Genomic DNA, 24,897 nt, shown 5'->3' on the forward strand with positions numbered 1-24,897 from the left:
CCATGCGCCTGCCCGTTCTGCTGCTTGGCCTGCTCCTGAGTCTGCTGCTGGGGCAGGCGCAGGCCGGAGTCCGCCCCTACGAGGACATGGTCACCAGCGGCGTACTGCGGGTCGCCGTCTACGAGAACTTCCCGCCCTACAGCTTCCTGCAGGGTGGGCAGCCGCGCGGGGTCGACGTCGATCTTGCGCAGCGCCTGGCCAGCGGGCTGGGCCTGCGGGCGGAGTTCCTCTGGGTCACCCCCGGCGAGCGCCTGGACGACGACCTGCGCAACTTCATCTGGAAGGGCCACTACCTGCGCCCCGGCGTGGTCGCCGATGTGATGCTGCGCGTGCCCTACGACCGCCAGTACGCCAACCGGCGCAATGACGTCGGCGAGTTCGCCAACGAGCAGGTGGTGATGTTCGGCCCCTACCAGCGCGAGCGCTGGCAGGTAGTCAGCGATGACCGTCGGCTGGCGGAAGTGGACACCATCGCGGCGTTCCGCGAACACCCCATCGGCGTCGAACTGGACAGCGTGCCGTCGTTCTACCTGACCTCGGTGCTGGGCGGCCAGCTCAGCCGCATGACCGTGCATTTCCCCAGCACCCAGGCGGCCTTCGATGGCATGCGTGCGGGCAAGGTGGACGCGGTGATGGCCCTGCGCGGCGAGCTGGACTGGATGCGCGCGCAAGCCGCCGACGAGCACATGAAGAATGCCGAGAACACCTACCCGAACCTCGGCCAGCCCGAGTGGGACATCGGCATGGCGGTGCATGAGAGCAACCGCCAGCTCTCCAACGCGCTGGACGGCGAGCTGGAGGAGCTGGTGCGCAGCGGCGAGATGGCAAAGCTCTACGCGGTCTACGGCATGCGCTACGAATTGCCGGGGCTTTATCAGGATGTGCCATGAGGGATAGATGATGCACAGGCGCCAGGTGTTGCTCGGGCTCTGCGGTTTACCGCTGCTGGCCGCGGCGGTGGAGGGTGACCCGATGCCCTCGGTGATGTGGGAATACCACCACAAGCGCTTGCTCAACGGCGAGCCTTATGTGTTCGACGAGCGGGTGAAGCTCGGGGTGCCGCCGTTCGCCGAGGATTCCCGCCAGGTCCCGGTGGAGGTCGACGCCCGCGCCTTGCCGGGGCGCTTCGACCGCCTGCTGCTGTGGGCCGAACTGAACCCGATTCCCCATGTGCTGACGCTTTACCCCGGCGAGCACCTGGAGCCGCTGCTGGCGGTGCGCATCCGTATCGAACAGGCCACGCCGATCCGCGCTGCGTTGCGTGATGAGAAGGGCGTCTGGCACGTCGGCTCGGCCTGGATCGACGCGGCCGGCGGCGGCTGCACGGCGCCCAGCGTGGTGCGTGCGCAACCAGGTTGGGAGGATCGGCTCGGCCAGGTCCACGGCGAGTCCTACCCCAAAGGCGAGTACAGCCGCGTACGCCTGTCGGTCTTGCACCCGATGGACAACGGCCTGGTCGGCGGCATTCCCGAGTTCTACCTGGATCATGCCGAACTGCGCGGGCCGGACGGCGAAGTCTTCGCGACGCTGGACCTGTTCCCGGCGGTCAGCGAGAACCCGACCTTCACCTTCGAAGTGCGTGGCCAGCCGCATACCGAGCTCTGGCTGCACGACAACAATGGCAACGAATTCCAGGCCGCTCTGCGCTGACGTCGCACTGCGCCGACATCGCACAGCAATATCGAGGTACCCATGCGTTTCCTCCTGATCGCCCTCGCGTGCCTGTGCCTGCCGGCATGGGCCGACCTGCAGTACCACCTCCAGCCCCGGCAGATCGCCGAGGGCACCTGGGTGGTGCAAGGCAGCACCGACAATTTTGCCAAGGACAACGGCGGCGCCATCGTCAACGTCGCCTTCATCGACAGCGGCGACGGCGTGCTGGTGATCGATAGCGGTCCGTCAAAGCGCTATGGCGAAGCCCTGCGTGCGCTGATCCAGCAGACCACCGGCAAGCCGGTGAAGCGCGTGCTGCTGACCCACCACCACCCCGACCATGTGCTGGGCAACCAGGCCTTCACCGACGTGCCCATCGGCGCGCTGGCCGGCACCAGCAAGCTGCTGAAAGAGCAGGGCAATGCCATGGCGGAGAACATGTACCGCCTGGTCGGCGACTGGATGCGCGGCACGGAAGTGGTGCTGCCCAGCGAGACGGTGGAGCCGGGCGAACTGCAGATGGGCAGCCACCGTTTCCGCCTGCTGGGCTTGCGCGGGCACACCGGCGCGGACCTGGCGATTCTCGATGAAACCACCGGTGTGTTGTTCGCCGGGGATATCGTCTTCTACCAGCGCGCACTGACCACGCCGAACAGTCCCGGCCTGGATGTCTGGCTGGGTGATCTGGATACCCTGCAACAGTTGCCGTGGAAGCAGATCGTCCCCGGCCATGGTCCCATCGCCAGCGATGCCGCGCCCTTTACGCAGATGCGCGATTACCTCGGCTGGCTCGATAGCGTGATGCGCGACGGCATCGCCCAGGGTGCCGACATGAACGACCTGCTGCGCACGCCCATCCCCGAGCGTTTCGCCGGCGTCAGCCTGACGCGCTACGAGCTGATCCGCAGCGTCAGCCACCTGTATCCGCGCTATGAGCAGAAGGCTCTGCCGCGAGTCGATGAGCAATAGCCATTTCTGCGGAGGTTTCGGTGCGCGCGCAGGCCCTCACCCCAGCCCTCTCCCGGAGGGAGAGGGGGCTGTCTGGAGCGGCTTTGCTGCTCGTCGCTCCGATCTGCTCTTCCTGTAGGAGCGAGCTTGCTCGCGAACCTTCCGGCAGGATGAATTCCTGCTTTCGCCCCTCGCGCCGAACGGCTCCCTCTCCCTCTGGGAGAGGGCTGGGGTGAGGGGCTCGGATCCCCACTCAGGCAACGCAGTCGCCGGGGGAATCCGCTTCGCGAGCAAGCTCGCTCCTACAGGGACAAGGCTCGCCCATCCAGCCCGTAGAAGCCCCGAATTTCGCGCCTCGGCAGCCCGGTATTGCTACCAAGGAACTAGGGAATTCGGCACTGCGTTCAATTGTTGGTCTGCCGTACCAAACCAAGAATCTGCGACAGACCGGGAAATTTTCCCGGGTACAACAACAATCGCAGAGGCGCACCGCCATGAGACAGCTTCAACCTTTCGCCCGCACCGTGCTGTTCACCGCCATCGGCCTGGCCAGCCTGGGCGCCCACGCCGGGGTCACCGACCAGGACATCAGTGATGCCGCCAAGCGCACCGACCAGATCGTGGTCAACGGCATCAACCAGCAGGGCCAGCGTTTCAGCCCGCTGAACACCCTGAACAGCGATAACGTGAAGGAGCTGCGGCCGGTGTGGGCGCTGTCCTTCGGCGGCGAGAAGCAACGTGGCCAGCAGGCGCAGCCGCTGATCAAGGACGGCGTGATGTATGTCACCGCCTCCTACTCGCGGGTATTCGCCGCCGACGCGCGTACCGGGCGCAAGCTCTGGCAGTACGACGCGCGCCTGCCCGACGGCATCATGCCCTGCTGCGACGTGATCAACCGTGGCGTGGCGCTGTACGGTGACCTGGTGATCTTCGGCACCCTCGACGCCAAGCTGGTCGCCCTGAACAAGGACACCGGCAAGGTGGTATGGAAGAAGACCGTGGCCGACTATAAGGCCGGCTACTCCATCTCCGCCGCGCCGCTGATCGCCAAGGGCAAGCTGATCACCGGCGTGGCCGGCGGCGAATTCGGCGTGGTCGGCAAGATCGAGGCCTACAACCCCACCAACGGTGAGCTGCTGTGGAGCCGGCCGACCGTGGAAGGCCACATGGGCTACGTCTACAAGGACGGCAAGCCGGTGGAGAACGGCATCTCCGGCGGCGAAGCGGGCAAGACCTGGCCGGGCGACCTGTGGAAGACCGGCGGCGCGGCGCCGTGGCTGGGCGGCTACTACGACCCGAGCACCGACTCGCTGTTCATCGGCACCGGCAACCCGTCGCCGTGGAACTCGCACCTGCGCCCCGGCGACAACCTGTTCTCCTCCTCGCGCCTGGCGCTGAACCCGGAAGACGGCTCGATCAAGTGGCACTTCCAGACCACCCCGCACGACGGCTGGGACTTCGACGGCGTCAACGAGCTGGTGTCGTTCGACTACAAGGACGGCGGCAAGACCGTGCAGGCCGCGGCCACCGCCGACCGCAACGGCTTCTTCTATGTGCTCGACCGTACCAACGGCAAGTTCATCCGTGGCTTCCCCTTCGTCGACAAGGTGACCTGGGCCAAGGGCCTGGACGAGAACGGCCGGCCGATCTACGACGATGCCCACCGCCCGGGCGCGCCGGGTGAGGGCGGCGAGAAGGGCACGTCGGTGTTCGTCGCACCGTCCTTCCTCGGCGGCAAGAACTGGATGCCCATGGCCTACAGCCAGGACACCGGGCTGTTCTACGTGCCGTCCAACGAGTGGGGCATGGACATGTGGAACGAGAACATCGCCTACAAGAAAGGCGCGGCGTACCTCGGCGCGGGCTTCACCATCAAGCCGCTGAACGAGAAGTACATCGGCGTGCTGCGCGCCATCGATCCGAAGACCGGCAAGCAGGTCTGGCGCTACGAGAACTACGCGCCGCTGTGGGGCGGCGTGCTGGCGACCCATGGCAACCTGGTGTTCACCGGCAACCCCGAGGGCTACCTGATGGCCTTCGACGCCAAGACTGGCAAGAAGCTCTACCAGTTCAACACCGGCTCCGGCGTGATCGCCTCGCCGATCACCTGGGAGATGGACGGCGAGCAGTACGTGACCGTGCTCTCCGGCTGGGGCGGCGCGGTGCCGCTGTGGGGTGGCGAGGTGGCCAAGCGCATCAAGGACCTGGACCAGGGCGGGATGATCTGGACCTTCAAGCTGCCGAAGGATCTCGTCGCCAAGAAGTGATGGTGCTGTGAGGTGATCAGAGGGCCGGCCGTTGAGCCGGCCCTTTGTTTTGGTGCTCTTGGCGCGTGGATTTTTTCCTCAGGTACATCGGTTTTATCCAGCAGCGTAGGAGCGGACTCTGTCCGCGATGTGTCTGCCTCGCGCCTAGGCTTCCCGCGTCGCATCGATGTGCGCGTGGGCTCCTTGTTTCGCCCCCTCGGGCGAGTCCCTTTTGTCAATCGCCACAAAAGGAACCAAAAGGTCTTGCCCCGGACATCCGGTTTTTCGCTTAGGCGAAAAATACCCTCGTTGAACCGAAGTTTCAGGGGCACGCGGCGAAGGGCCGTCCCTGGCCCATCGCCGCTCTCGCGACATCCATGTCGCTCAACCCCTGAAACTCCGCTTCAACGAGGCCTCCTGAACGGGGCATTCGGCGTGTGCGGAAGTCTCTCTGGAAACCTTCAAAATCCAGAGCCAGAGCCAGAGCCAGAGCCAGAGCCAGAGCCAGAGCCAGAGCCGTGTTGTGGAGTTCCCTTAGGAGCGGACCTTGTCCGCGAAATCCTTCGCGGCGGACCTTGCGCTGATAAGCAACATCAGATGCTCGCCGCCACCTGTAGGAGCGAGCTTGCTCGCGAACCACCCGGCACCGTAGGGCGCATAACGCGACAGCGTTATCCGCCGTAGTGGCGTCGGCGGATAATCCGTTCCGGGTTATGCGCCCTACAACCTGCGACGCTCGCCGCATCTACTACCAAATGAGGAACCCATCCCTCCCATGGGTGCATTCCGGGCCGGGAAGGGCGCTGCCTAAGATCGCTCCATGACCTGGCCGATGGAGGCCGGGAACCGACAGGAGAGCACCCCCATGATCTACGCCGCACCCGGAACCCCAGGCGCCGTCGTCACCCTCAAACCGCGCTACGGCAACTACATCGGCGGCGAGTTCGTCGCGCCGGTGCTGGGCCAGTACTTCAGCAATACCTCGCCGGTGAATGGCGAAGTCATCGCCGAGTTCCCGCGCTCCACCGCCGAAGACATCGACAAGGCGCTGGACGCCGCCCACGCCGCTGCCGGCAGCTGGGGCCGCACGTCGGTGCAGGACCGCGCGCTGATCCTGCTGAAGATCGCCGACCGCATCGAACAGAACCTGGAACAGCTCGCCGTCGCCGAAACCTGGGACAACGGCAAGGCCGTGCGCGAAACGCTGAACGCCGACGTGCCCCTGGCCGCCGACCACTTCCGCTACTACGCCGGCTGCATCCGCGCGCAGGAAGGCGGCGCCGCCGAGATCAACGAGAACACCGTCGCCTACCACATCCACGAGCCGCTGGGCGTGGTCGGGCAGATTATCCCGTGGAATTTCCCGCTGCTGATGGCCGCGTGGAAGCTCGCCCCGGCGCTGGCCGCCGGCAACTGCGTGGTAATCAAGCCGGCCGAGCAGACCCCGCTGTCGATCATGCTGCTGGCCGAGATCATCGGTGACCTGCTGCCGCCGGGCGTGCTGAACATCGTCCAGGGCTTCGGCAAGGAAGCCGGCCAGGCGCTGGCCACCAGCAAGCGCATCGCCAAGATCGCCTTCACCGGCTCCACGCCGGTGGGCTCGCACATCCTCCACTGCGCGGCGGAGAACATCATCCCGTCCACCGTGGAACTGGGCGGCAAGAGCCCGAACATCTTCTTCGAGGACATCATGAACGCCGAGCCGGCGTTCATCGAGAAAGCCGCCGAGGGCCTGGTGCTGGCCTTCTTCAACCAGGGCGAAGTCTGCACCTGCCCGTCGCGGGCGCTGGTGCAGGAGTCGATCTTCGAGCCGTTCATGGTCGAGGTGATGAAGAAAATCAAGGCCATCAAGCGCGGCAACCCGCTGGACACCGAGACCATGGTCGGCGCCCAGGCCTCGCAGCAGCAGTACGAGAAGATCCTCTCCTACCTCGACATCGCCCAGGGCGAAGGTGCCGAACTGCTCACCGGTGGCTCCAGCGAACGCCTGGAAGGTGATCTGGCCAGCGGTTACTACATCCAGCCGACCCTGCTCAAAGGGCACAACGGCATGCGCGTGTTCCAGGAGGAAATCTTCGGGCCGGTGGTGGGCGTGACCACCTTCAAGGACGAAGCCGAAGCGCTGGCGATTGCCAACGACACCGAGTTCGGCCTTGGCGCCGGCGTCTGGACCCGCGACATCAACCGTGCCTGGCGCATGGGGCGTGGCATCCAGTCCGGTCGCGTGTGGACCAACTGCTACCACCTGTACCCGGCCCACGCCGCGTTCGGCGGCTACAAGAAGTCCGGTGTGGGCCGCGAAACCCACAAGATGATGCTCGACCACTACCAGCAGACCAAGAACCTGCTGGTGAGCTACGACATCAATCCGCTGGGCTTCTTCTAACCCTTGCAGTAACCCGGCGGACCTTCCCCCATCAGGTTCGCCGGCCCTTTCCGCTGTACCCCGCCTGGCACTCCACCAGGCATCCCTTGTGTCGACGCGCCCGTTCGGGCGGCCGTCCGCTTCCGTACCCATTCCACGGGTGACGGCCTTCGTCGAACGCGGCTGCGGCCGCGTTTTCTTTTTTCCGGATGAATCGTTATTCGCGAGCAAGCTCGTTCCTACGAAGAGCCGCCTGCAGGAGCGAGCTTGCTCGCGAACCCGCCCCTGCGTCGAAATATCCGGACAAGCACGTTCCGTAGGATGGGTGGAGCGCAGCGATACCCATCAATCGGGTGCAACGACCGCATGGGTATCGCTGCGCTCCACCCATCCTACAAGGGCTTTCGCAGCGTCCCGCGCGCGCAACACCTGCCGCTGGTGAGCGCAACACCTGTAGCGCCCGCAACACCTGTACAGCCTTCGGCAGAAAACGCCAGGGGGCCCCGAACCGCAAGCCCTCCAGCCCAATTCGCAAAGCCTGGCACAGCGGTTGCTCTGAGCCTTGCAAGCCGCGGCGAACGATCCGCGGCACCAACAAGAATCGGAGAACCTCCATGAGATCGATTGGCCTGTCTGTGCCTTCCGTTCGCCTGCAACCCGCCCTGCGTCATTCCCTGCTGACCGCCTCGCTGCTGATGGCCGGTCTGTCCGCCAACCTGCAAGCTGCCGAGACTCCGGCCAACGTTGATGGCCAGCGCATTGCCGACGCCGACAAGGAACCGGGCAACTGGATGACCACCGGGCGCACCTACGACGAGCAGCGCTACAGCCCGCTCAAGCAGATCGACCAGAGCAACGTCGGCAACCTGGGCCTGGCCTGGAGCCACAAGCTGGATATCGACCGCGGCGTCGAAGCCACACCCATCGTGGTCGATGGCGTGATGTACACCACCGGGCCGTTTTCCATCGTCTACGCGCTGGACGCCCGCACCGGCGAGCTGCTGTGGAAGTACGACCCGCAGTCCGACCGCAGCCGCGCCGGCGAGGCCTGCTGCGATGCGGTGAACCGTGGCGTGGCGGTGTGGAAGGGCAAGGTCTATGTCGGCGTGCTCGACGGCCGCCTGGAAGCCATCGACGCCAAGACCGGCAAGCGCGTGTGGAGCGTCGATACCCGTACCGACCCCTCGCGCAGCATCACCATCACCGGCGCGCCGCGCATCGTGAAGGGCAAGGTGATCATCGGCAACGGCGGCGCCGAATTCGGCGTGCGCGGCTACATCACCGCGTATGACGCCGAGACCGGCAAGCAGGACTGGCGCTTCTTCACCGTGCCCGGCGACCCCAAGGAAATGCCCAAGGGCAAGGGCATGGAAATCGCCGCCAAGACCTGGTTCGGCGACAACTTCCACAAGCAGGGCGGTGGCGGCACCGTGTGGGACTCCATGTCCTACGACCCGGAGCTGAACCTGCTGTACATCGGCGTCGGCAACGGCTCCTCGTGGAACCCGCGCATCCGCAGCGAGGGCAAGGGCGACAACCTGTTCCTCTCGTCCATCGTCGCGATCAACCCGGATAACGGCGAATACGTCTGGCACTACCAGACCACGCCGGGCGACGCCTGGGACTTCACCGCCACCGCGCACATCATGCTGGTGGACATGGAGATCGACGGCAAGCAGCGCAAGGTGCTGATGCAGGCGCCGAAGAACGGCTTCTTCTACGTCATCGACCGCGAGACCGGCAAGCTGCTCTCGGCCAACAACATCGTGCCGATCAACTGGGCCAAGGGCGTCGACCTGAAGACCGGCCGGCCGATCCGCAATGAGGCGGTGTCCGACTACTGGAAGGACCCGCAGAAGAAGGCGCGGCTGATCCAGCCGGCGTTCTGGGGCGCGCATGACTGGCAACCGATGTCGTACAACCCCAACACCGGGCTGGTGTACATCCCGGCGCACATCATGTCGGCGATGTATCAGGACGTCGACGGCGCGCCGCCGCGCTCCAAGTTCAAGAGCATCTACCAGCTCGACGTCAACACCGGGATGATGCCCGAGGACCCGGAGGGTCTGCGCAAGATCGCCGACACCTGGACCGGCAAGCTGATCGCCTGGGACCCGGTGAAGCAGGAACAACGCTGGGAAGTGCCCTACAGCACCATCTTCAACGGCGGCACCCTGAGCACCGCCGGCAACCTGGTGTTCGAAGGCACTGCCGACGGCCGCGTGGTGGCCTACGCCGCCGAGAACGGCAAGAAGCTCTGGGAGTCCCCGGCCAACACCGGCGTGATGGCCGCACCGATCACCTATGAGGTGGACGGCGAACAGTACGTGACCTTCATGGCCGGCTGGGGCGGCGCCTTCTCCACCTTCGCCGGCGCCCTGTCGCTGCGCGCCGGAGTCAAGCCCAACGCCCAGGTGCTGACCTACAAGCTCGGCGGCACCGCCAAGCTGCCGGACATCAACTACAAGTGGGCCGACCGCAAGCCCGAGCCGCCGGCGCTGACCGGCACCACCGCGCAGATCGACCAGGGCCGCGAGCTGTTCAACTCCAGTTGCTCGCAATGCCACGGCATCAACGCCATCAGCGGCGGCGTGGTGCCCGACCTGCGCACCCTCAGCGCGGAAAACCACCAGCGCTTCCTCGGCATCATCTACGGCGGACGCATCCCCGACGGCATGCCCTCGTTCCAGGGCCACCTCGACCTGCAGCAGGCCGAGGCCGTGCACCAGTACCTGATCAAGCGTGCCTACGACCTCAAGGAACAACTGGCCGGCGCGCAGAAGACCGCCGCCAAGTGATGGCTCCCCAAGAAACAGCCCAGCAGGAGACTGATTCATGACCGAAGTAACGACCTACCAGCACTACATCGACAACCGCTTCGTCGCCGGCGAGCCGTTGATCGAGGTGCACAACCCGGCCAATGGCGAGCTGCTGGCGCGCATCCCCGAGGCCAGCGCGGCCCAGGTGGATAGCGCCATCGGCGCTGCCCGTGCGGCGCAGAAGGGCTGGGCGGCCAAGCCGGCCATCGAGCGTGCAGGCTACCTGCGGCGGATCGCCGAGAAGGTCCGCGCCAACGCGCCGCGCCTGGCCAGGATCATCACCGCCGAGCAGGGCAAGGTGCCGGCACTGGCGGAAGTGGAAGTGAACTTCACCGCCGATTACCTCGACTACATGGCCGAGTGGGCACGCCGCCTGGAAGGCGAAGTGCTGACCAGTGACCGCGCCGGCGAGCACATTTTCCTGCTGCGCAAACCGCTGGGCGTGGTGGCCGGCATCCTGCCGTGGAACTTCCCGTTCTTCCTCATCGCGCGGAAGATGGCGCCGGCGCTGCTGACCGGCAACACCATCGTCATCAAGCCCAGTGAAGAAACCCCGATCAACTGCTTCGAGTTCGCCCGCCTGGTGGCGGAAACCGACCTGCCCACCGGCGTGTTCAACGTCGTCGGCGGCACCGGGGCCAGCGCCGGCAGTGCGCTGACCAGCCATGCCGGGGTGGACCTGATCAGCTTCACCGGCAGCGTCGCCACCGGTTCGCGGATCATGGCCGCGTCGGCGCCGAACATCACCAAGCTGAACCTGGAGCTGGGCGGCAAGGCGCCGGCCATCGTCCTCGCCGATGCCGACCTGGAGCTGGCGGTGAGCGCCATCAAGGCCTCGCGGGTGATCAACACCGGGCAGGTGTGCAACTGCGCCGAGCGTGTCTACGTGCAGCGCCAGGTAGCCGACCAGTTCATCGAGAAGATCGCCGCCGCCATGGCTGCCACCCGCTTCGGCGACCCGAACGTGCAGGCCGACCTGGACATGGGCCCGCTGGTCAACCGCATCGGCCTGGACAAGGTCGCGCAGATGGTCCGCACGGCAACCGCGCAGGGCGCCCAGGTCATTACCGGCGGCGCGGTGGCCGACCTCGGCAAGGGCTTCCATTACCAACCCAGCGTGCTGGCCGGCTGCACGGCCGACATGGAAATCATGCGCAAGGAAATCTTCGGCCCGGTGCTGCCGATCCAGGTGGTGGACGACCTCGATGAAGCCATCGCCCTGGCCAACGACAGCGACTACGGCCTGACCTCGTCGATCTACACGCGCAACCTCAGCGCCGCGCTGAAGGCCAGCCGCGAACTGGACTTCGGCGAGACCTACATCAACCGCGAGAACTTCGAGGCTATGCAGGGCTTCCACGCCGGCACGCGCAAGTCCGGCATCGGCGGCGCGGACGGCAAGCATGGGTTGTACGAGTACACGCATACCCATGTGGTGTATGCGCAGGAGTGAGCGGTAGGGGCTTCCAGGAGCCCCTCTGCCTGGCCCTAGCCTCAAGCAGGAGAGGGGCCTGTTCGGTACAGGTTGAAGGCACAGTCTCAGCCGGCACCGACGGCCCCCTCTCCCTGTGGGAGAGGGCTGGGGTGAGGGCCACGGGTCGGCACGGACTCTCCGCCGACCAGGCCGAAGACACCTCACCGTTTTGACTGGGCGGGCCGTCCTTGCCAGGTGCGGTCCGCTCCTTTTTCCCTGCGCCTGCAGGTGGCCTTTGCGTAGGAGCGGACTCTGTCCGCGATGTCCTCCGGCGCGATGCGGACCTGTCGCGGAGAGAGTCCGCTCCTACAACACGGGTCAGCACTCCACCTGATCAGCGGACGCAGGGAAAAGGGAAGGAATCAATACAACGCATTGGGCTGCACGATGCCGTGCTTCTTCATTTTCCGATACAGGGTCGACCGGGCAATGCCGAACTGTTCCGCCACCGCACTGATGTTCCACTGCCGCTCGCGCAATGCCGCCAGCAGGTGGCGCGCCTCATCGTCGTCCAGGCGGGCGGCGAGGGCGGTCGTGGTGGCTGTGTGCGGTATATCGGCAGCGACGGCGGGAGCCCCCTGATGCAGTTCCAGCGGCAGGCAGTCCAGGTCGATGCGACCGTCCTCGGCGAGGGCGGCGGCATAGCGCAGGCAGTTCAGCAACTGGCGGATGTTGCCCGGCCAGGGATGGCCGCGCAGCCGCTCGCGCACCGTCGCGTCGAGCCGCAGCTTGCCACCCAGGCCCGCCAGCAGACTGTCGATCAGCGCTTCGCGGTCAGTGCGCTCGCGCAGGGCCGGCAATTGCAGGGTCATGCCGGCGAGGCGGTAGAACAGGTCCTCGCGAAAGTCCTTGGCGCGGATCATCTCGGCCAGGTTCTGGTGAGTCGCGGAGACCACCTGCACGTCCAGCGCCACCGGCGATTCGGCGCCCAGCGGGAGGATTTCGCGCTCGGCCAGCACGCGCAGCAGGCGCGTTTGCAGGTGTGCCGGCATGTCGCCGATCTCGTCGAGGAACAGCGTGCCGCCGTTGGCCAGCTCCAGCTTGCCCTTCATGCCCTTCTTGCTGGCGCCGGTGAAGCTGCCGCCGCGGTAGCCGAACAGTTCGCTCTCGATCAGGCTCTCCGGAATCGCCGCGCAGTTCAGCGCCACGAAGGGCCCGGCGTGGCGCGCGCTGGCCTGGTGGATGGCACGGGCGAAGGCCTCCTTGCCGGTGCCGGTCTCGCCGGTGACCAGGATGGAAATACCCTTGTCGAGCACCTTGCGCAGCTTGCGCACGCCGTCCTGCAGGCGTGGGTCGGTGCCGGCGAGGCGGGTGAGGTCGGGATGCTCCGGGCTGTTCGCGCCGCTGCGAGTCGGCGATTGACGACGTGGCGGGCTGGCCGGCGTGCGCAGGCCGACGTCCACCAGCGCATGGTCGGCCAGGGTGCGCAGGCGAATACCGCGCGCGCCGCCCTTGCTCAGGTCGAGAAGCTGGTCGACGTCCGCCTCCAGCAACTGCTCGATGCGACTGCCCAGCAGCTCGCCACGGCTGGCGGTGAACGCGGCGTGGTTGGCGCCGATCACCCGGCCCTGTTCGTCGAGGGCAATCAGTTGCTCGTTGGCCAGGTCCGACACTTCGTCACGGGCCTTCACCGACAGCGTCAGGCGGTCGCGGTAGCGCTGGCGGAAACTGGCGTTCTCGATCAGCCGGGCATACAGGATCACCAGTTGCAGCGTCAGGTACTGGGCGTCCTTGGGCCCGTCGTTGTACAGGCAGGTGGCATTCAGGCAGCCGCGCAACTGGTGCTGGGCATCGAAGATCGGCGCCACCGAGCAGCTCAGGCGGAAGTTGCTGACCAGGAAGTGTTCCTGGCGGTGGATGGTCAGCGCCTCGCCGGCGGCCAGCGCGGTGCCGATGCCGTTGGTGCCGGCGATGGATTCGTCCCAGCGCGCGCCGACGATCAGCCCGGCCTGGGTGTAGCGGTCGCGCTCGCTGGGCAGGCGTGCATCGAGGGTGATGCCGCGCTCGTCGCTGAGCAGCACCGCGAAGCCCGCCGGCAGCACGCGCCGGGCCAGGCCGGTGACGCCCTGGCTGGCGATGGCCAGGTAGTCCTGGTGCAGGCTCTGGTGCTCGCGGATTTCCCCGGCGGTAAGGATGTGTTTTTCCGCCCGCGCACGCGGGTCGAGATGGTGCTCCATCACGCTGCGGTACCAGGAACGGGCGATGGCGCCCTCGGGCTGGATATCACGCTCGCCGAAGTGATCGGCGATGAAGGCGGCAAGGTCGTTCGGGCAGCTTTCCAGGGATGGCGGGTGCATGGTCACTCCCGGCGGCCGTCAGTCGGACTGCGGCGCATTGTTTTTGTAGGGGATCGGCTCCGTGTAGGACCGTTCCTAGGATTGCTCAGTCTAGACCGGTCGGTCACGGGCGACGAGAGCCCGAGCAAGGGCTGTGCCGGAACACGCCGCGCGGGGCACCGAGCCCCGCGCCAGGCCGCCCGCCGCCCAGGGGCGCGGGCGCTATCGGGCAACGGCTGTCGCAGCAATGGGACAGTTGTAGCGGTGGGGCGCGACAGCTGTCGCGGGCCCGCTACCAAATCAGGGGGGAATCTCCTTCGAAAGTATCATTCGGAGTGCCCGACCCTGGTGTTTAACTCGACCTTGCCGGTTCTGCCGGTGCCTTCCAACAAGAAAGAGGACAGACCCATGTGGACCAAGCCTAGCTTTACCGACCTGCGCCTTGGCTTCGAAGTGACCCTGTACTTCGCCAACCGCTGATCCACTCGGCCCCGGTCCGCCGGGGCCCCTGCCCACGGGGCACTGTCATGCACATCCGAATTCTCGGGTCGGCCGCCGGCGGCGGCTTTCCCCAGTGGAACTGCAACTGTCGCAACTGCCGTGGCGTGCGCGACGGCAGCGTGATCGCGCAGCCACGCACGCAATCGTCCATCGCGCTGTCCGACGACGGCGAAAACTGGATTCTCTGCAATGCCTCGCCGGATATCCGCGCCCAGCTGGCGTCCTTCCCGGCCCTGCAGCCGGCGCGGCGTCTGCGCGACTCGGCGATTGCCGCGATCGTCCTGCTGGACAGCCAGATCGACCACACCACCGGCCTGCTCAGCCTGCGCGAAGGCTGCCCGCACGAGGTGTGGTGCACGCAGATGGTCCATCAGGACCTGTCCACCGGCTTTCCACTGTTCCCCATGCTGTCGCACTGGAACGGCGGGCTGAAGCACCGGCTCATCGAACTGAACGCCGAGCCTTTCGTCATCCCCGCCTGCCCGGGCCTGCGCATCACCGCCATCGCCCTGCGCAGCAGCGCGCCGCCGTATTCGCCGCACCGGGGCAATCCGCATCCGGGCGACAACATCGGCCTGTTCGTCGAAGACACCGCCACTGGCGGCAAGCTGTTCTATGCGCCGGGCCTGGGGCAGGTGGACGACGGCCTTCTGTCCTGGATGCGCCGCGCCGACTGCCTGCTGGTGGACGGCACGCTCTGGCGCGATGACGAGATGCGCGTCTGCGAGGTGGGCGACAAGCTCGGCAGCGAGATGGGCCACCTGGCCCAGAGCGGCCCCGGCGGCACGCTCGAGGTGCTCGACGGTATCGACGGGCCGCGCAAGGTGCTCATCCATATCAACAACACCAATCCCATCCTCGACATCGCCTCGCCCGAACGCGCCGAACTCGACGCGCGCGGCATCGAGGTGGCGTTCGACGGCATGGGTATCTTCCTGTGACGGCCCTTTCAGAAGGAGCCTCGCGATGACCCGCGAAGCCATGAGCCCCGCCGAGTTCGAGCAGGCACTGCGCGCCAGGGGCGCCTGCTACCACATCTTCCACCCGTACCACGTGGCCATGTACGAAGGCCGTGCGAGCCGCGAGCAGATACAGGGCTGGGTGGCCAACCGCTTCTACTACCAGTTGAACATCCCGCTGAAGGACGCGGCGATCCTCGCCAACTGTCCGGACCGCGAGGTGCGCCGCGAATGGCTGCAGCGCATCCTTGACCACGATGGCGCGCCCGGCGAGGAGGGCGGCATCGAGGCCTGGTTGCGCCTGGCCGAATCCGTGGGGCTGGAGCGCGAGCAGGTGCTGTCCGAGGAGCTGGTGCTGCCCGGTGTGCGCTTCGCCGTGGATGCCTACGTCAACTTCGCCCGCCGCGCCAGCTGGCAGGAAGCGGCGAGCAGCTCGCTGACCGAGCTGTTCGCCCCGCAGATCCACCAGTCGCGCCTGGACAGCTGGCCGCAGCACTACCCGTGGATCGACGCCAGCGGCTACGACTACTTCCGCAAGCGTCTGTCGCAGGCGCGCCGCGATGTCGAGCATGGCCTGCGCATCACCCTGGAGCACTACCGCACCCGCGAGGCCCAGGAGCGCATGCTGGAAATCCTGCAATTCAAGCTCGACGTGCTCTGGAGCATGCTCGACGCGATGAGCATGGCCTATGAACTGCAGCGCCCGCCGTACCACACGGTGACGAGCGAGCGCGTATGGCACAGGGGGTTGCTGTGATGAGTCTGCCGTCGCTGGACAGCGTGCCGGCGCTGCGCCGGGGCTTCCGCCTGCAATTCGAACCGGCCCAGGGCTGCCACGTGCTGCTCTATCCTGAAGGGATGGTGAAGCTCAACGACAGCGCCGGGGCGATTCTCGGTCGCGTCGACGGGCAAGCCGACGTCGCCGGCATCATCGATGGCCTGCGCGCGGATTTCCCCGGCGTGCCGGGCATCGACGAAGACATCCTGGCATTCCTCGAGGTGGCCCATGCGCAATTCTGGATCGAGCTGCGCTGAAGCGCCGGTAGGGCCACCGCTCTGGCTGCTGGCCGAGCTGACCTACCGCTGTCCGCTGCAGTGCCCGTACTGCTCCAACCCGCTGGACTTCGCCAGGGGCGGCGAGGAGCTTTCCACCGAACAATGGATCGAGGTATTCCGCCAGGCCCGCGAGCTGGGCGCGGCGCAGCTGGGCTTTTCCGGTGGCGAGCCGCTGGTGCGCCAGGACCTCGCCGAGCTGATCGCCGCCGCGCGCGGGCTGGGCTTCTACACCAACCTGATCACCTCCGGCATCGGCCTCAACGAGAAGCGCCTGAAGGAGTTCGCCGACGCCGGGCTCGACCATATCCAGATCAGCTTCCAGGCCGCCGACGAGGAGGTGAACAACCTGCTCGCCGGTTCGCGCAAGGCGTTCGCCCAGAAGCTCGCCATGGCCCGCGCGGTAAAGGCCCACGGCTACCCGATGGTGCTGAACTTCGTTACCCACCGGCACAACATCGACAGCATCGAGCGGATCATCGAGCTGTGCATCGAACTGGAGGCGGATTTCGTCGAGCTCGCCACCTGCCAGTTCTACGGCTGGGCCGAGCTGAACCGCGCCGGCCTGCTGCCAACCCGCGAACAGCTGCAACGCGCCGAACGCATCACCGCCGAATACCGCGAGCGCCTGGCCGCCGCAGGCAACCCGTGCAAGCTGATCTTCGTGGTGCCGGACTACTACGAGGAACGTCCCAAGGCCTGCATGGGCGGCTGGGGCAGCGTGTTCCTCGATGTCACCCCCGACGGCACCGCGTTGCCCTGCCACAGCGCACGCCAACTGCCGGTGAAGTTTCCCAATGTGCGCGAGCACAGCCTGCAGCACATCTGGTACGAGTCCTTCGGCTTCAACCGCTTCCGCGGTGATGCGTGGATGCCCGAACCGTGCCGCTCCTGCGACGAGAAGGAGCGCGACTTCGGCGGCTGCCGCTGCCAGGCGTTCATGCTCACCGGCGATGCCGAGGCCACCGATCCGGTTTGCGCCAAGTCGGCCCACCACGGGATCATCCTCGATGCCCGCCGCGAGGCGGAAACCGCCGCCGCGCCGCTCAGTGCGCTGACCCTGCGCAACGAGCGGGCCTCGCAACTGATCTGCAAGGCCTGAGGATGCAGCACAGTGACTGGAGCGCCGAACGGGCGGTGGCCGCCGCCGGGGATTTCGCCGAGCTGCAGGTGGCCCACGGTGGCCTGCTCTGGGCCGCCTACGATCCGCTCAGCGGGCGCTGCCGCCTGTTCCTCCGGCGCGAAGGCCAGAGCCGCGAGCTGACACCGCCTGGCGCCTCGGTGCGCAGCCGTGTCTACGAATACGGCGGCGGCGCCTGCTGCGCCACCGCCGACGGCGTGGCCTGGGTGGAAGAGGGCGACCAGCAGGTGTATTGGCTGCGGCTGGGCGGCACGCCACGGCCGCTCACCCACCGCGACGATTGCCGCTACGGCGATCTGCATTACGTGCCGGCATGGAACGCGATTCTCGCCGTGGAAGAGGAGAACGGCAGCGGCGGGGTGATCCATCGCGTGGTACGTCTCGACGCCGATGGCCGGCGTCGGGTGATTGCCTGCGGCGCGGACTTCTACGAAGCGCCGGTGGCCGACGGCAGTGGCGAACGCATCGTCTGGGTGGAGTGGGATCGCCCGCACCAGCCCTGGACGCGCACCCGCCTGTGCGAGTCCTTCGCCGGCGAAGAGCGCTGCCTCGCCGGGCAGGCCCGCCACGAATCGATCCAGCAACCGCGCTTCGCCGAAGACGGCAGCCTGCACTGGCTGAGCGACGGTGGCGGCTACTGGCAGCCGTACCACGAAGTCCGCGCTGCCTTGCCGAGCGCCGCCGCCGATCACGCCGGCGCTCCTTGGCAACTGGGCGGGCAGACGTTCCTGCCGCTTTCGCAGGGCAACCTGCTGGCGACCCGCTACGAGGAAGGGCGCGGCGTGCTGGTGCTGTATGACGGGCGAGGCGGCGAGCGCCGGCTGGTCCCGGAGTACAGCCGCTTCCGCGCGCTGGCGGCGGACGAACGGAATTTCTACTGCATCGCTGCCGCGGCGGACCGCTTGCCGACGCTGCTGGCGATCCGCCGGGTGGACGGCTCCACCCAGGTACTCGCCGGTGGCGAACGGCCGCTGGCGGAAGCCGAACTGTCCCGCGGTGAGGCGTTTCACTACCCGGTGGGCGAAGACGAGTGCGGGCACGGGTTCTTCTATCCAGCGCATGGAAACCAGGCGGCGCCGCCGCTGGTGGTATTCCTCCACGGCGGGCCGACCTCGGCCTGTTACCCGGTGTTCGACGGACGCATCCAGTTCTGGGCCCGCCGCGGCTTTGCCGTGGCGGATCTCAATTACCGTGGCAGCAGCGGTTACGGCCGCGCCTATCGGGAGCGCCTGCACCTGGGCTGGGGCCAGGTCGAGGTGGAAGATATCGGCGCGGCGCTGGACTACCTCGCGCGGGCCGGGCGCATCGATCGCCAGCGCGTGTTCGTGCGTGGCGCCAGTGCCGGCGGCTACAGTGCGCTGATGGCGCTGGCGCGGCTGCCGGGCCTGCGCGGCGGTGCCAGCCTCTATGGCGTGAGCGACCCGCAGGCGCTGGCGCGGGTAACCCACAAGTTCGAAGCGGATTACCTGGACTGGCTGATCGGCGACCCGCAACAGGACGCCTTGCGCTACCGCGAGCGCACTCCGCTGCTGCTGGCCGAGCGCATCCGCGCACCGATGATCTTCTTCCAGGGCGAGCTGGATGCGGTGGTGGTGCCGGCGCAGACCGACGCCATGGTCGAGAGCCTGCGCCAGCGCGGCGTGCCGGTGGAGGTCCACCGTTACGCCGGGGAGCGCCATGGCTTCCGTCAGGCCGCCCACCTGGCCCACGCGCTGGAGGCCGAATGGCGCTTCTTTCAGGCGCTTCTGAGTGGCTGAGCTGCCTGTCAGAGCCGTCTGCCAAGGTCGCATTGCAATACCTGACGGATACAGTAGGCTGCCGGAAATATCCCATAACAATAACGACAGAGCCCCCGATGTCCCACGAGCTCAGCCAACTGCGCAAATTCGTCTCGCCTGAGATCATTTTCGGTGCCGGATGCCGGCACAATGTCGCCAATTACGTGAAGACCTTCGGCGCCCGCAAGGTGCTGGTGGTGTCGGACCCGGGTGTAGTCGCCGCCGGCTGGGTCGCCGATATCGAGGCCAGCCTGGCCGCCCAGGATATTTCCTTCTGCCGCTATACCGATGTGTCGCCCAACCCGCGCGTGGAAGAAGTCATGCGCGGCGCCGAGGTCTACCGCAGCGAAGGCTGCAACGTGATAGTCGCCGTCGGCGGCGGCAGCCCGATGGATTGCGCCAAGGGCATCGGCATCGTCGCCGCCCACGGGCGCAATATCCTCGAGTTCGAGGGCGTGGACACCCTGCGCGTGCCCAGCCCGCCGCTGATCCTGATTCCCACCACTGCCGGCACCTCGGCGGACGTCTCGCAGTTCGTGATCATCTCCAACCAGGACGAGCGGATGAAGTTCTCCATCGTCAGCAAGGCGGTGGTGCCCGACGTGTCGCTGATCGACCCGGAAACCACCCTGACCATGGACCCGTTCCTCTCCGCCTGTACCGGCATCGATGCCCTGGTGCACGCCATCGAGGCCTTCGTCTCCACCGGCCACGGCCCGCTTACCGACCCCCATGCGCTGGAGGCGATGCGGCTGATCAACGGCAATCTGGTGCAGATGATCGCCAACCCGGCGGACATCGCCCTGCGCGAGAAGATCATGCTCGGCAGCATGCAGGCCGGGCTGGCGTTCTCCAACGCGATCCTCGGCGCGGTGCACGCCATGTCCCACAGCCTGGGCGGCTACCTCGACCTGCCGCACGGGCTGTGCAACGCCGTGCTGGTGGAGCACGTGGTGGCGTTCAACTACAGCGCCGCGCCCGAGCGCTTCAAGGTGATCGCCGAAACCTTCGGCATCGATTGCCGCGGCATGAGTCACGCGCAGATTCGCCAGCGCCTGGTGGAGCACCTGATCGCCCTGAAGAATGCCGTGGGCTTCCATGAAAGCCTGGCGTTGCATGGCGTTGGCAGTTCCGACATTCCCTTCCTCTCGCGCCATGCGATGCAGGACCCGTGCATCCTCACCAACCCGCGTGAATCCAGCCAGCGCGATGTTGAGGTGGTGTATGGCGAGGCCCTCTGACGAGCAGCAGCAACAGGCCCTGGCCGGGTTGCTCGGGCTGGGCAGCCACTCGGCGCGCAAAAGCCATTATCCCGAGCTGGTGGCGCGCCTGGACGAACTCGAGGCGGAGCGCAACCGCTACAAATGGCTGTTCGAGAACGCCGTCCATGGGATCTTCCAGGCCAGCCTGAGCCAGGGATTGCGCGCCGCCAATCCGGCGCTGGCGCACATGCTCGGTTACGACGATCCGGCGCAGGTGCTGTGGAGCCTGCAGGACATGGCCAGCCAGTTGTTCGTCGGCGGTGAGCAGGAGATGCGCCGCATCCGCGACCTGCTGCGCGACGGTGGCGGGCTGTTCGGCTACGAGACGCGTCTGCGCCGGCGCGATGGGACGCATGTCGTGGCGCTGATGAACCTGCTGATGAAGCCGGACGAAGACGGGCTGGTGGAAGGCTTCGTCGCCGATATCACCGAGCGCGTCCAGGCCCAGCAGCGCCTGCAGAGCCTCAATGAGGAGCTGGAGCAACGCGTTGCGGCGCGGACCCTGGAATTGCAAACGCTCAACCAGCAGCTGCGCGAGGCCCGCGATGCCGCCGAGGCGGCCAACAACAGCAAGGACAAGTACCTGGCCGCCGCCAGCCACGACCTGCTGCAGCCGCTGAACGCCGCGCGGCTGCTGGTTTCGACCCTGCGCGAGCGCAAGTTGCCGAGCGCCGAGCAGCTACTGGTGGAGCGCACACACCAGGCACTGGAAGGTGCCGAAGACCTGCTCAGCGACCTGCTGGAAATCGCCCGCCTGGACCAGAGTGCGATCCGTCCGGACCTGGACCTGCATCCGCTGGACGAACTGCTCGCGCCGCTGCTCTCGGAGTTCGACGAAGTGGCCCGCGCCGCCGGCCTGCGCCTGCGCAAGCGGATTCCCGCGCTGGCGGTGCGCACCGATCACCGCCTGCTGTCGCGCATCCTGCGCAACTTCCTCAGTAATGCCTGCCGCTATACCGAGCGCGGCAGTGTGATGTTGGCGGCGCGGCGGCGCGGCGAGAACGTGCGGCTGGAGGTCTGGGATACCGGGCGCGGGATCCCGGCGGACCAGCTGGAGGCGATCTTCCTCGAGTTCAACCAGCTGGATGTCGGCCGTGCCGCAGACCGCCGGGGTGTCGGGCTGGGCCTGGCGATCGTCGACCGGATTGCCGGCATCCTCGGCTGCCAGGTGCAGGTGCGTTCGGTGCCCGGGCGAGGTTCGGTGTTTGCCATCGAGGTGCCGCTGGTGCGTGATCTGCCGGCACCCGTCGCGGCGGACAGCGCTCCGCGCGCGGTCACCGGGGATCCCTTGCCCGGCCGGCGCCTGCTGGTGATCGACAATGAGGACGCAATCCTGGCCAGCATGGCAGCGCTGTTGGGGCAGTGGGGCTGCGAGGTACTGCTGGCGAGTGATTTCGATGAGGCGTTGAGCGTGCTGAAGGGGCGCGCGCCGGAAGTCATCCTGGCCGATTACCACCTCGACCATGGCCAGACTGGCTGCGACGCGGTGCACCGGCTGCGCTTGCAGTTCGCTGCAGAGTTGCCGGCGGTGATGATCACCGCCGACCGCAGCGACGAATGCCGCCGCGCCCTGCAGAAGCTCGGGGTGCCGCTGCTGAACAAGCCGGTGAAGCCGGGCAAGCTGCGGGCGGTGCTGAGCCTGCTGTTGAGCCATTGAAGGCCGGGCGGCGGATCAGTCGCCTTGGCGCCCTAGCATGCTGTTGACCTTGTCGCGCAGGGCATCGATGGAGAACGGCTTGGCGATCATCGACATGCGCGTGGCCAGTTCGCTGCCGTCGATGTGGACGATCTCGGCGAACCCGGTGGCGAACAGGATCGGCAGCTCCGGGCGGGCTTCGCGCGCGGCGCTGGCCAGTTCCTCGCCGTTCATGCCTGGCAGGCCGACATCGGTGAGCAGCAGGTGGATCGCGGTGTCGCCCTGCAGGAGCGGCAGCGCCTCTTCGGCATCCTCGGCCTGCAGCACCCGGTAGCCGATCTCCTCCAGCACTTCCACGGTGAGCATGCGCACCAGGTCGTTGTCCTCGACGACGAGGACGCATAGCTGCTGGCTCGCCGGTTCGTTGGGGGGCGTCGGGGCGTCGGGGATGCTGACCACAGGATTGCCTCTCGGTAGGTAGAGTGTGACGCAGGTGCCCTGGCCGGGCTCGCTGCGCAGGCGGATGTGCCCGCCGGATTGTTTGATGAAGCCGTAGACCATCGACAGGCCCAGGCCGCTGTTGGGGCCGATGCCCTTGGTGGTGAAGAACGGGTTGAAGACCTGGGTCAGGGTCGATTCGCTCATGCCCTGGCCGCTGTCCTGCAGGGCGACGGCAAGATAGTCGCCAGCCGGCAGGTCGTGGGTGCCGCTGGCTATCTCCTGGCGTTGCAGGGTGATGCCCAGGGTGCCGCCGTTGGGCATGGCGTCGCGGGCGTTATCCACCAGGTGCAGGAGCGCCTTGTGCAACTGGTCGCGGTCGGTCAGCACGCTCGGCACGTCATCCAGGCTGAGCGTCAGGGCGACGTCCGGCCCGACCCGCACGGCCAGCTCGTCGTGCCAGTCACGCAGTTGCTGGCCGAGGTCCACCGGATGCATGGCCAGCGCCTGGCGGCGAGCGAAGGCCAGCAGGTTGTGGGTCAGCTCGGCGGCGCGCTCGGTGGCCTGGGTGGCGGCGTGGAGGATGTGGCTGAGCTCCGGCTGGGCGTTGGCCGGTGCGCGGCGGGTGATCAGGTCGAGGCTGAAGCGGATGCTCGCCAGCAGGTTGTTGAAGTCGTGCGCCAGGCCGCCGGTGAGCTGCCCGACGGCTTCCATGCGCTGGGCATTGAGCAGGGCGGCCTGCGCCTGTTGCAGCAGTTCGACGCCGCGCTTCTGCTCGCTGATGTCGCGCCCGCAACCATAGATCACGCCGTCTGCCGCGGTGGCATGCCAGGAAATCCAGCGGTAGCTGCCATCGGCATGGCGCATGCGGTTCTCGAAGTGCTGCAGGCGTTCGCCACGGGCCAGCGTGGCGCGGATGTCGATGCTCGGCCGGAGGTCGTCCGGATGTACCAGCTCCTCGCTGTTGCGTCCGCTGAGCTGCTCCTCGCTCCAGCCCAGCAGGCTGCTCCAGGCCGGGTTGACGCTGCGCAGGATGCCCTGGTGGTCGAGCACGCAGAGCAGGTCCTGGCTCACCGTCCATACGCGGTCGCGCTCCAGGGTGCGCTGGCGGGCCTCTTCCTGCACCGCTTCCCTGATCCGGCGTTCTTCCGTGCGCTGGGCAGCGGCGGCCAGGGCATGGCCGAGCAGGGCGGCCAGCTCGTTGAAGAAGGTCGCGTAGTGTTCATCCAGGCGTCGTCGCGGGCTGATGCCGAATACCGCGAGGCTCTCGGCGTCGCCGTCCAGCGGCGTGGCATAGGTGCTGTCGAGCACTTCCGGCCAGGGCGCGAAGGCGCGCGCATGCTGGCTGCCAAGGGGCGTCTGGTGGGCTTGCTGGAGACCGTTGAACAGGTGCAGGGGGTCATCCTCGGCGGTCAGTTGCGCCGGGGCAAAGCGGTCGCGGGTATCGGTGCCGCAGGCGCCGATCAGGGTGCCGGCCCGGTAGAGCAGGCAGAAGGGCACGTCATGGCCGGCTTCGCCGAGCAGGGCGAAGGCCTGGGTGCAGATCTGCGCACTGTCGTCGGCCTGGCCGAGGCGCTCCGCCAGACGGGTGAGCAGGCGCTGGCGGCGTTGCTGGATGACGTTGCCGGTAGTCTCGACCGCCGTATTGAACAGGCCGATGGGCTTGCCGTCCTGGCCGAAGATCGGGCTGACGTTGTAGGTGAAGTAGGCCTCCTCGACATAGCCGAAGCGCACCATGGGCAGCAGGCGATCCTCTTCATGGGCGGCGACGCCGGTCTGCAGGATGCCGTTGTACATGGGGTCGAGGATCGACCAGATATCCGACCAGGCGACCCGCGCCGGCTGGCCGAGGCAGGCGGGGTGCTTGTCGCCGGGGATGGCGCTCCAGGCGTCGTTGTACAGCAGGATGAACTCCGGCCCCCAGTAGATGCACACGGGCAGGCGCGAGTTGAGCCCGACCTCGAGGATACCCTTGAGGATGGCTGGCCACTGGTCCATGGGGCCGAGTGGCGAGGATGCCCAGTCGTGCTGACGGATCAGCGGTGCCATGGCGCTACTGCTGTTGAGGAAATCGCCTGGCGAAATGGGGGTTTCCCCCGGGGAGCTTGGCATCGAGCAAACCCTGCGACCGATTGATCTTCTGTTCCTTGTCGGACGTTGGAAAGGCCCGTTAACAGAAGATTCCACTTTTCTCCGTGGGCGGCCGGAAATATTTCGAACGCCCGCGCGGGATCGGCTGTCAATTGGCCAGCCGGTGTGTAGCCTACAGCGCTTCACGTTATTATTTATGCTGTTTTAAGAACGTTCTTACAATAACTTCAAATACTTACCTGGCTTCCGTCGTTATA

At 66.8% G+C, this 24,897-nt stretch carries 17 protein-coding genes; 15 read left to right on the forward strand and 2 right to left on the reverse strand.

Annotated elements, in window-relative coordinates:
• Nucleotides 1-2 precede the first annotated feature (2 nt).
• The 7 genes from N5C91_RS27610 to aldA all read left to right on the forward strand — a co-directional run bounded on the left by N5C91_RS27610 (nucleotide 3) and on the right by aldA (nucleotide 11,484).
• A complete protein-coding gene (locus N5C91_RS27610) occupies nucleotides 3-890 on the forward strand; it encodes a transporter substrate-binding domain-containing protein (protein ID WP_279833437.1) in 888 nt (295 codons plus the stop codon).
• Between the two features lie 10 nt (nucleotides 891-900).
• Nucleotides 901-1,650: a quinoprotein dehydrogenase-associated SoxYZ-like carrier gene (locus tag N5C91_RS27615; RefSeq protein ID WP_279833438.1), complete on the forward strand. Its 750-nt coding sequence runs from the start codon at nucleotides 901-903 to the stop codon at nucleotides 1,648-1,650.
• Nucleotides 1,651-1,692: 42 nt separating this feature from the next.
• Nucleotides 1,693-2,622, forward strand: coding sequence for a quinoprotein relay system zinc metallohydrolase 1 (locus tag N5C91_RS27620; protein WP_279833439.1), 930 nt, complete (start codon nucleotides 1,693-1,695; stop codon nucleotides 2,620-2,622).
• A 473-nt stretch (nucleotides 2,623-3,095) separates the two neighbouring features.
• Nucleotides 3,096-4,868, forward strand: a complete 1,773-nt coding sequence (locus tag N5C91_RS27625; protein WP_045217984.1) for a methanol/ethanol family PQQ-dependent dehydrogenase — start codon at nucleotides 3,096-3,098, stop codon at nucleotides 4,866-4,868.
• Nucleotides 4,869-5,712: 844 nt separating this feature from the next.
• Nucleotides 5,713-7,233, forward strand: a complete 1,521-nt coding sequence (locus tag N5C91_RS27630) for an aldehyde dehydrogenase family protein (protein WP_236200890.1) — start codon at nucleotides 5,713-5,715, stop codon at nucleotides 7,231-7,233.
• Nucleotides 7,234-7,826: 593 nt separating this feature from the next.
• Nucleotides 7,827-10,010 (forward strand): PQQ-dependent dehydrogenase, methanol/ethanol family, encoded by a 2,184-nt coding sequence (locus N5C91_RS27635; RefSeq protein ID WP_279833442.1) that lies wholly within the window; start codon nucleotides 7,827-7,829, stop codon nucleotides 10,008-10,010.
• Nucleotides 10,011-10,047: 37 nt separating this feature from the next.
• Complete coding sequence (aldA, locus tag N5C91_RS27640) at nucleotides 10,048-11,484, forward strand: aldehyde dehydrogenase (RefSeq protein WP_279833444.1); 1,437 nt, start codon at nucleotides 10,048-10,050, stop codon at nucleotides 11,482-11,484.
• 383 nt (nucleotides 11,485-11,867) lie between these two features.
• Here the strand turns inward: aldA and N5C91_RS27645 are convergent, their stop codons facing one another.
• Nucleotides 11,868-13,802 (reverse strand): sigma-54-dependent Fis family transcriptional regulator, encoded by a 1,935-nt coding sequence (locus tag N5C91_RS27645; protein WP_279833445.1) that lies wholly within the window; start codon nucleotides 13,800-13,802, stop codon nucleotides 11,868-11,870.
• Nucleotides 13,803-14,189: 387 nt separating this feature from the next.
• Here N5C91_RS27645 and pqqA point away from each other — a divergent pair, with 387 nt between their 5' ends.
• The 8 genes from pqqA to N5C91_RS27685 all read left to right on the forward strand — a co-directional run bounded on the left by pqqA (nucleotide 14,190) and on the right by N5C91_RS27685 (nucleotide 22,132).
• The gene (pqqA, locus tag N5C91_RS27650; RefSeq protein ID WP_003106462.1) at nucleotides 14,190-14,261 is read left to right on the forward strand and encodes a pyrroloquinoline quinone precursor peptide PqqA; all 72 of its coding nucleotides are present in this window, start codon (nucleotides 14,190-14,192) and stop codon (nucleotides 14,259-14,261) included.
• A gap of 47 nt (nucleotides 14,262-14,308) precedes the next feature.
• Nucleotides 14,309-15,223, forward strand: coding sequence for a pyrroloquinoline quinone biosynthesis protein PqqB (gene pqqB / locus N5C91_RS27655; protein WP_279833448.1), 915 nt, complete (start codon nucleotides 14,309-14,311; stop codon nucleotides 15,221-15,223).
• A gap of 25 nt (nucleotides 15,224-15,248) precedes the next feature.
• Entirely contained in the window at nucleotides 15,249-15,998 is a 750-nt protein-coding gene (gene pqqC, locus N5C91_RS27660; protein ID WP_236173314.1) for a pyrroloquinoline-quinone synthase PqqC, read from the forward strand.
• Nucleotides 15,998-16,276, forward strand: a complete 279-nt coding sequence (pqqD, locus tag N5C91_RS27665) for a pyrroloquinoline quinone biosynthesis peptide chaperone PqqD (RefSeq protein WP_017518379.1) — start codon at nucleotides 15,998-16,000, stop codon at nucleotides 16,274-16,276. The genes pqqC and pqqD overlap by 1 nt, the downstream gene beginning before the upstream one ends.
• Nucleotides 16,248-17,396, forward strand: a complete 1,149-nt coding sequence (gene pqqE, locus N5C91_RS27670; protein WP_236173313.1) for a pyrroloquinoline quinone biosynthesis protein PqqE — start codon at nucleotides 16,248-16,250, stop codon at nucleotides 17,394-17,396. The genes pqqD and pqqE overlap by 29 nt, the downstream gene beginning before the upstream one ends.
• Before the next feature lie 2 nt (nucleotides 17,397-17,398).
• Nucleotides 17,399-19,192, forward strand: coding sequence for a S9 family peptidase (locus N5C91_RS27675; RefSeq protein ID WP_279833452.1), 1,794 nt, complete (start codon nucleotides 17,399-17,401; stop codon nucleotides 19,190-19,192).
• Nucleotides 19,193-19,290: 98 nt separating this feature from the next.
• Nucleotides 19,291-20,454: an alcohol dehydrogenase-like regulatory protein ErcA gene (gene ercA, locus N5C91_RS27680; RefSeq protein WP_236173311.1), complete on the forward strand. Its 1,164-nt coding sequence runs from the start codon at nucleotides 19,291-19,293 to the stop codon at nucleotides 20,452-20,454.
• Nucleotides 20,438-22,132 carry a NahK/ErcS family hybrid sensor histidine kinase/response regulator gene (locus tag N5C91_RS27685; protein ID WP_279833454.1) on the forward strand — a complete coding sequence of 565 codons (1,695 nt, stop codon included), beginning with the start codon at nucleotides 20,438-20,440 and terminating at the stop codon, nucleotides 22,130-22,132. Before ercA ends, N5C91_RS27685 begins: the two co-directional genes overlap by 17 nt.
• 15 nt (nucleotides 22,133-22,147) lie before the next feature.
• Here the strand turns inward: N5C91_RS27685 and N5C91_RS27690 are convergent, their stop codons facing one another.
• The gene (locus N5C91_RS27690; protein ID WP_279833457.1) at nucleotides 22,148-24,598 is read right to left on the reverse strand and encodes a PAS domain-containing sensor histidine kinase; all 2,451 of its coding nucleotides are present in this window, start codon (nucleotides 24,596-24,598) and stop codon (nucleotides 22,148-22,150) included.
• Nucleotides 24,599-24,897: the final 299 nt, after the last annotated feature.

The sequence above is a fragment of the Pseudomonas sp. GD03903 genome, assembly GCF_029840045.1.
Taxonomy (GTDB): domain Bacteria; phylum Pseudomonadota; class Gammaproteobacteria; order Pseudomonadales; family Pseudomonadaceae; genus Pseudomonas; species Pseudomonas pseudonitroreducens.

What these genes read in the sequence shown, in the direction of transcription:
- N5C91_RS27610 (WP_279833437.1), top strand. Translation starts at nt 3, where the DNA reads ATGCGCCTGCCCGTTCTGCTGCTTGGCCTGCTCCTGAGTCTGCTGCTG.
- N5C91_RS27635 (WP_279833442.1), top strand. Translation starts at nt 7,827, where the DNA reads ATGAGATCGATTGGCCTGTCTGTGCCTTCCGTTCGCCTGCAACCCGCC.
- N5C91_RS27615 (WP_279833438.1), top strand. Translation starts at nt 901, where the DNA reads ATGCACAGGCGCCAGGTGTTGCTCGGGCTCTGCGGTTTACCGCTGCTG.
- N5C91_RS27620 (WP_279833439.1), top strand. Translation starts at nt 1,693, where the DNA reads ATGCGTTTCCTCCTGATCGCCCTCGCGTGCCTGTGCCTGCCGGCATGG.
- pqqC (WP_236173314.1), top strand. Translation starts at nt 15,249, where the DNA reads ATGACCCGCGAAGCCATGAGCCCCGCCGAGTTCGAGCAGGCACTGCGC.
- aldA (WP_279833444.1), top strand. Translation starts at nt 10,048, where the DNA reads ATGACCGAAGTAACGACCTACCAGCACTACATCGACAACCGCTTCGTC.
- N5C91_RS27675 (WP_279833452.1), top strand. Translation starts at nt 17,399, where the DNA reads ATGCAGCACAGTGACTGGAGCGCCGAACGGGCGGTGGCCGCCGCCGGG.
- N5C91_RS27630 (WP_236200890.1), top strand. Translation starts at nt 5,713, where the DNA reads ATGATCTACGCCGCACCCGGAACCCCAGGCGCCGTCGTCACCCTCAAA.
- N5C91_RS27645 (WP_279833445.1), bottom strand. Translation starts at nt 13,802, where the DNA reads ATGCACCCGCCATCCCTGGAAAGCTGCCCGAACGACCTTGCCGCCTTC.
- N5C91_RS27625 (WP_045217984.1), top strand. Translation starts at nt 3,096, where the DNA reads ATGAGACAGCTTCAACCTTTCGCCCGCACCGTGCTGTTCACCGCCATC.
- ercA (WP_236173311.1), top strand. Translation starts at nt 19,291, where the DNA reads ATGTCCCACGAGCTCAGCCAACTGCGCAAATTCGTCTCGCCTGAGATC.
- pqqE (WP_236173313.1), top strand. Translation starts at nt 16,248, where the DNA reads ATGCGCAATTCTGGATCGAGCTGCGCTGAAGCGCCGGTAGGGCCACCG.
- pqqD (WP_017518379.1), top strand. Translation starts at nt 15,998, where the DNA reads ATGAGTCTGCCGTCGCTGGACAGCGTGCCGGCGCTGCGCCGGGGCTTC.
- pqqB (WP_279833448.1), top strand. Translation starts at nt 14,309, where the DNA reads ATGCACATCCGAATTCTCGGGTCGGCCGCCGGCGGCGGCTTTCCCCAG.
- N5C91_RS27685 (WP_279833454.1), top strand. Translation starts at nt 20,438, where the DNA reads ATGGCGAGGCCCTCTGACGAGCAGCAGCAACAGGCCCTGGCCGGGTTG.
- N5C91_RS27690 (WP_279833457.1), bottom strand. Translation starts at nt 24,598, where the DNA reads ATGGCACCGCTGATCCGTCAGCACGACTGGGCATCCTCGCCACTCGGC.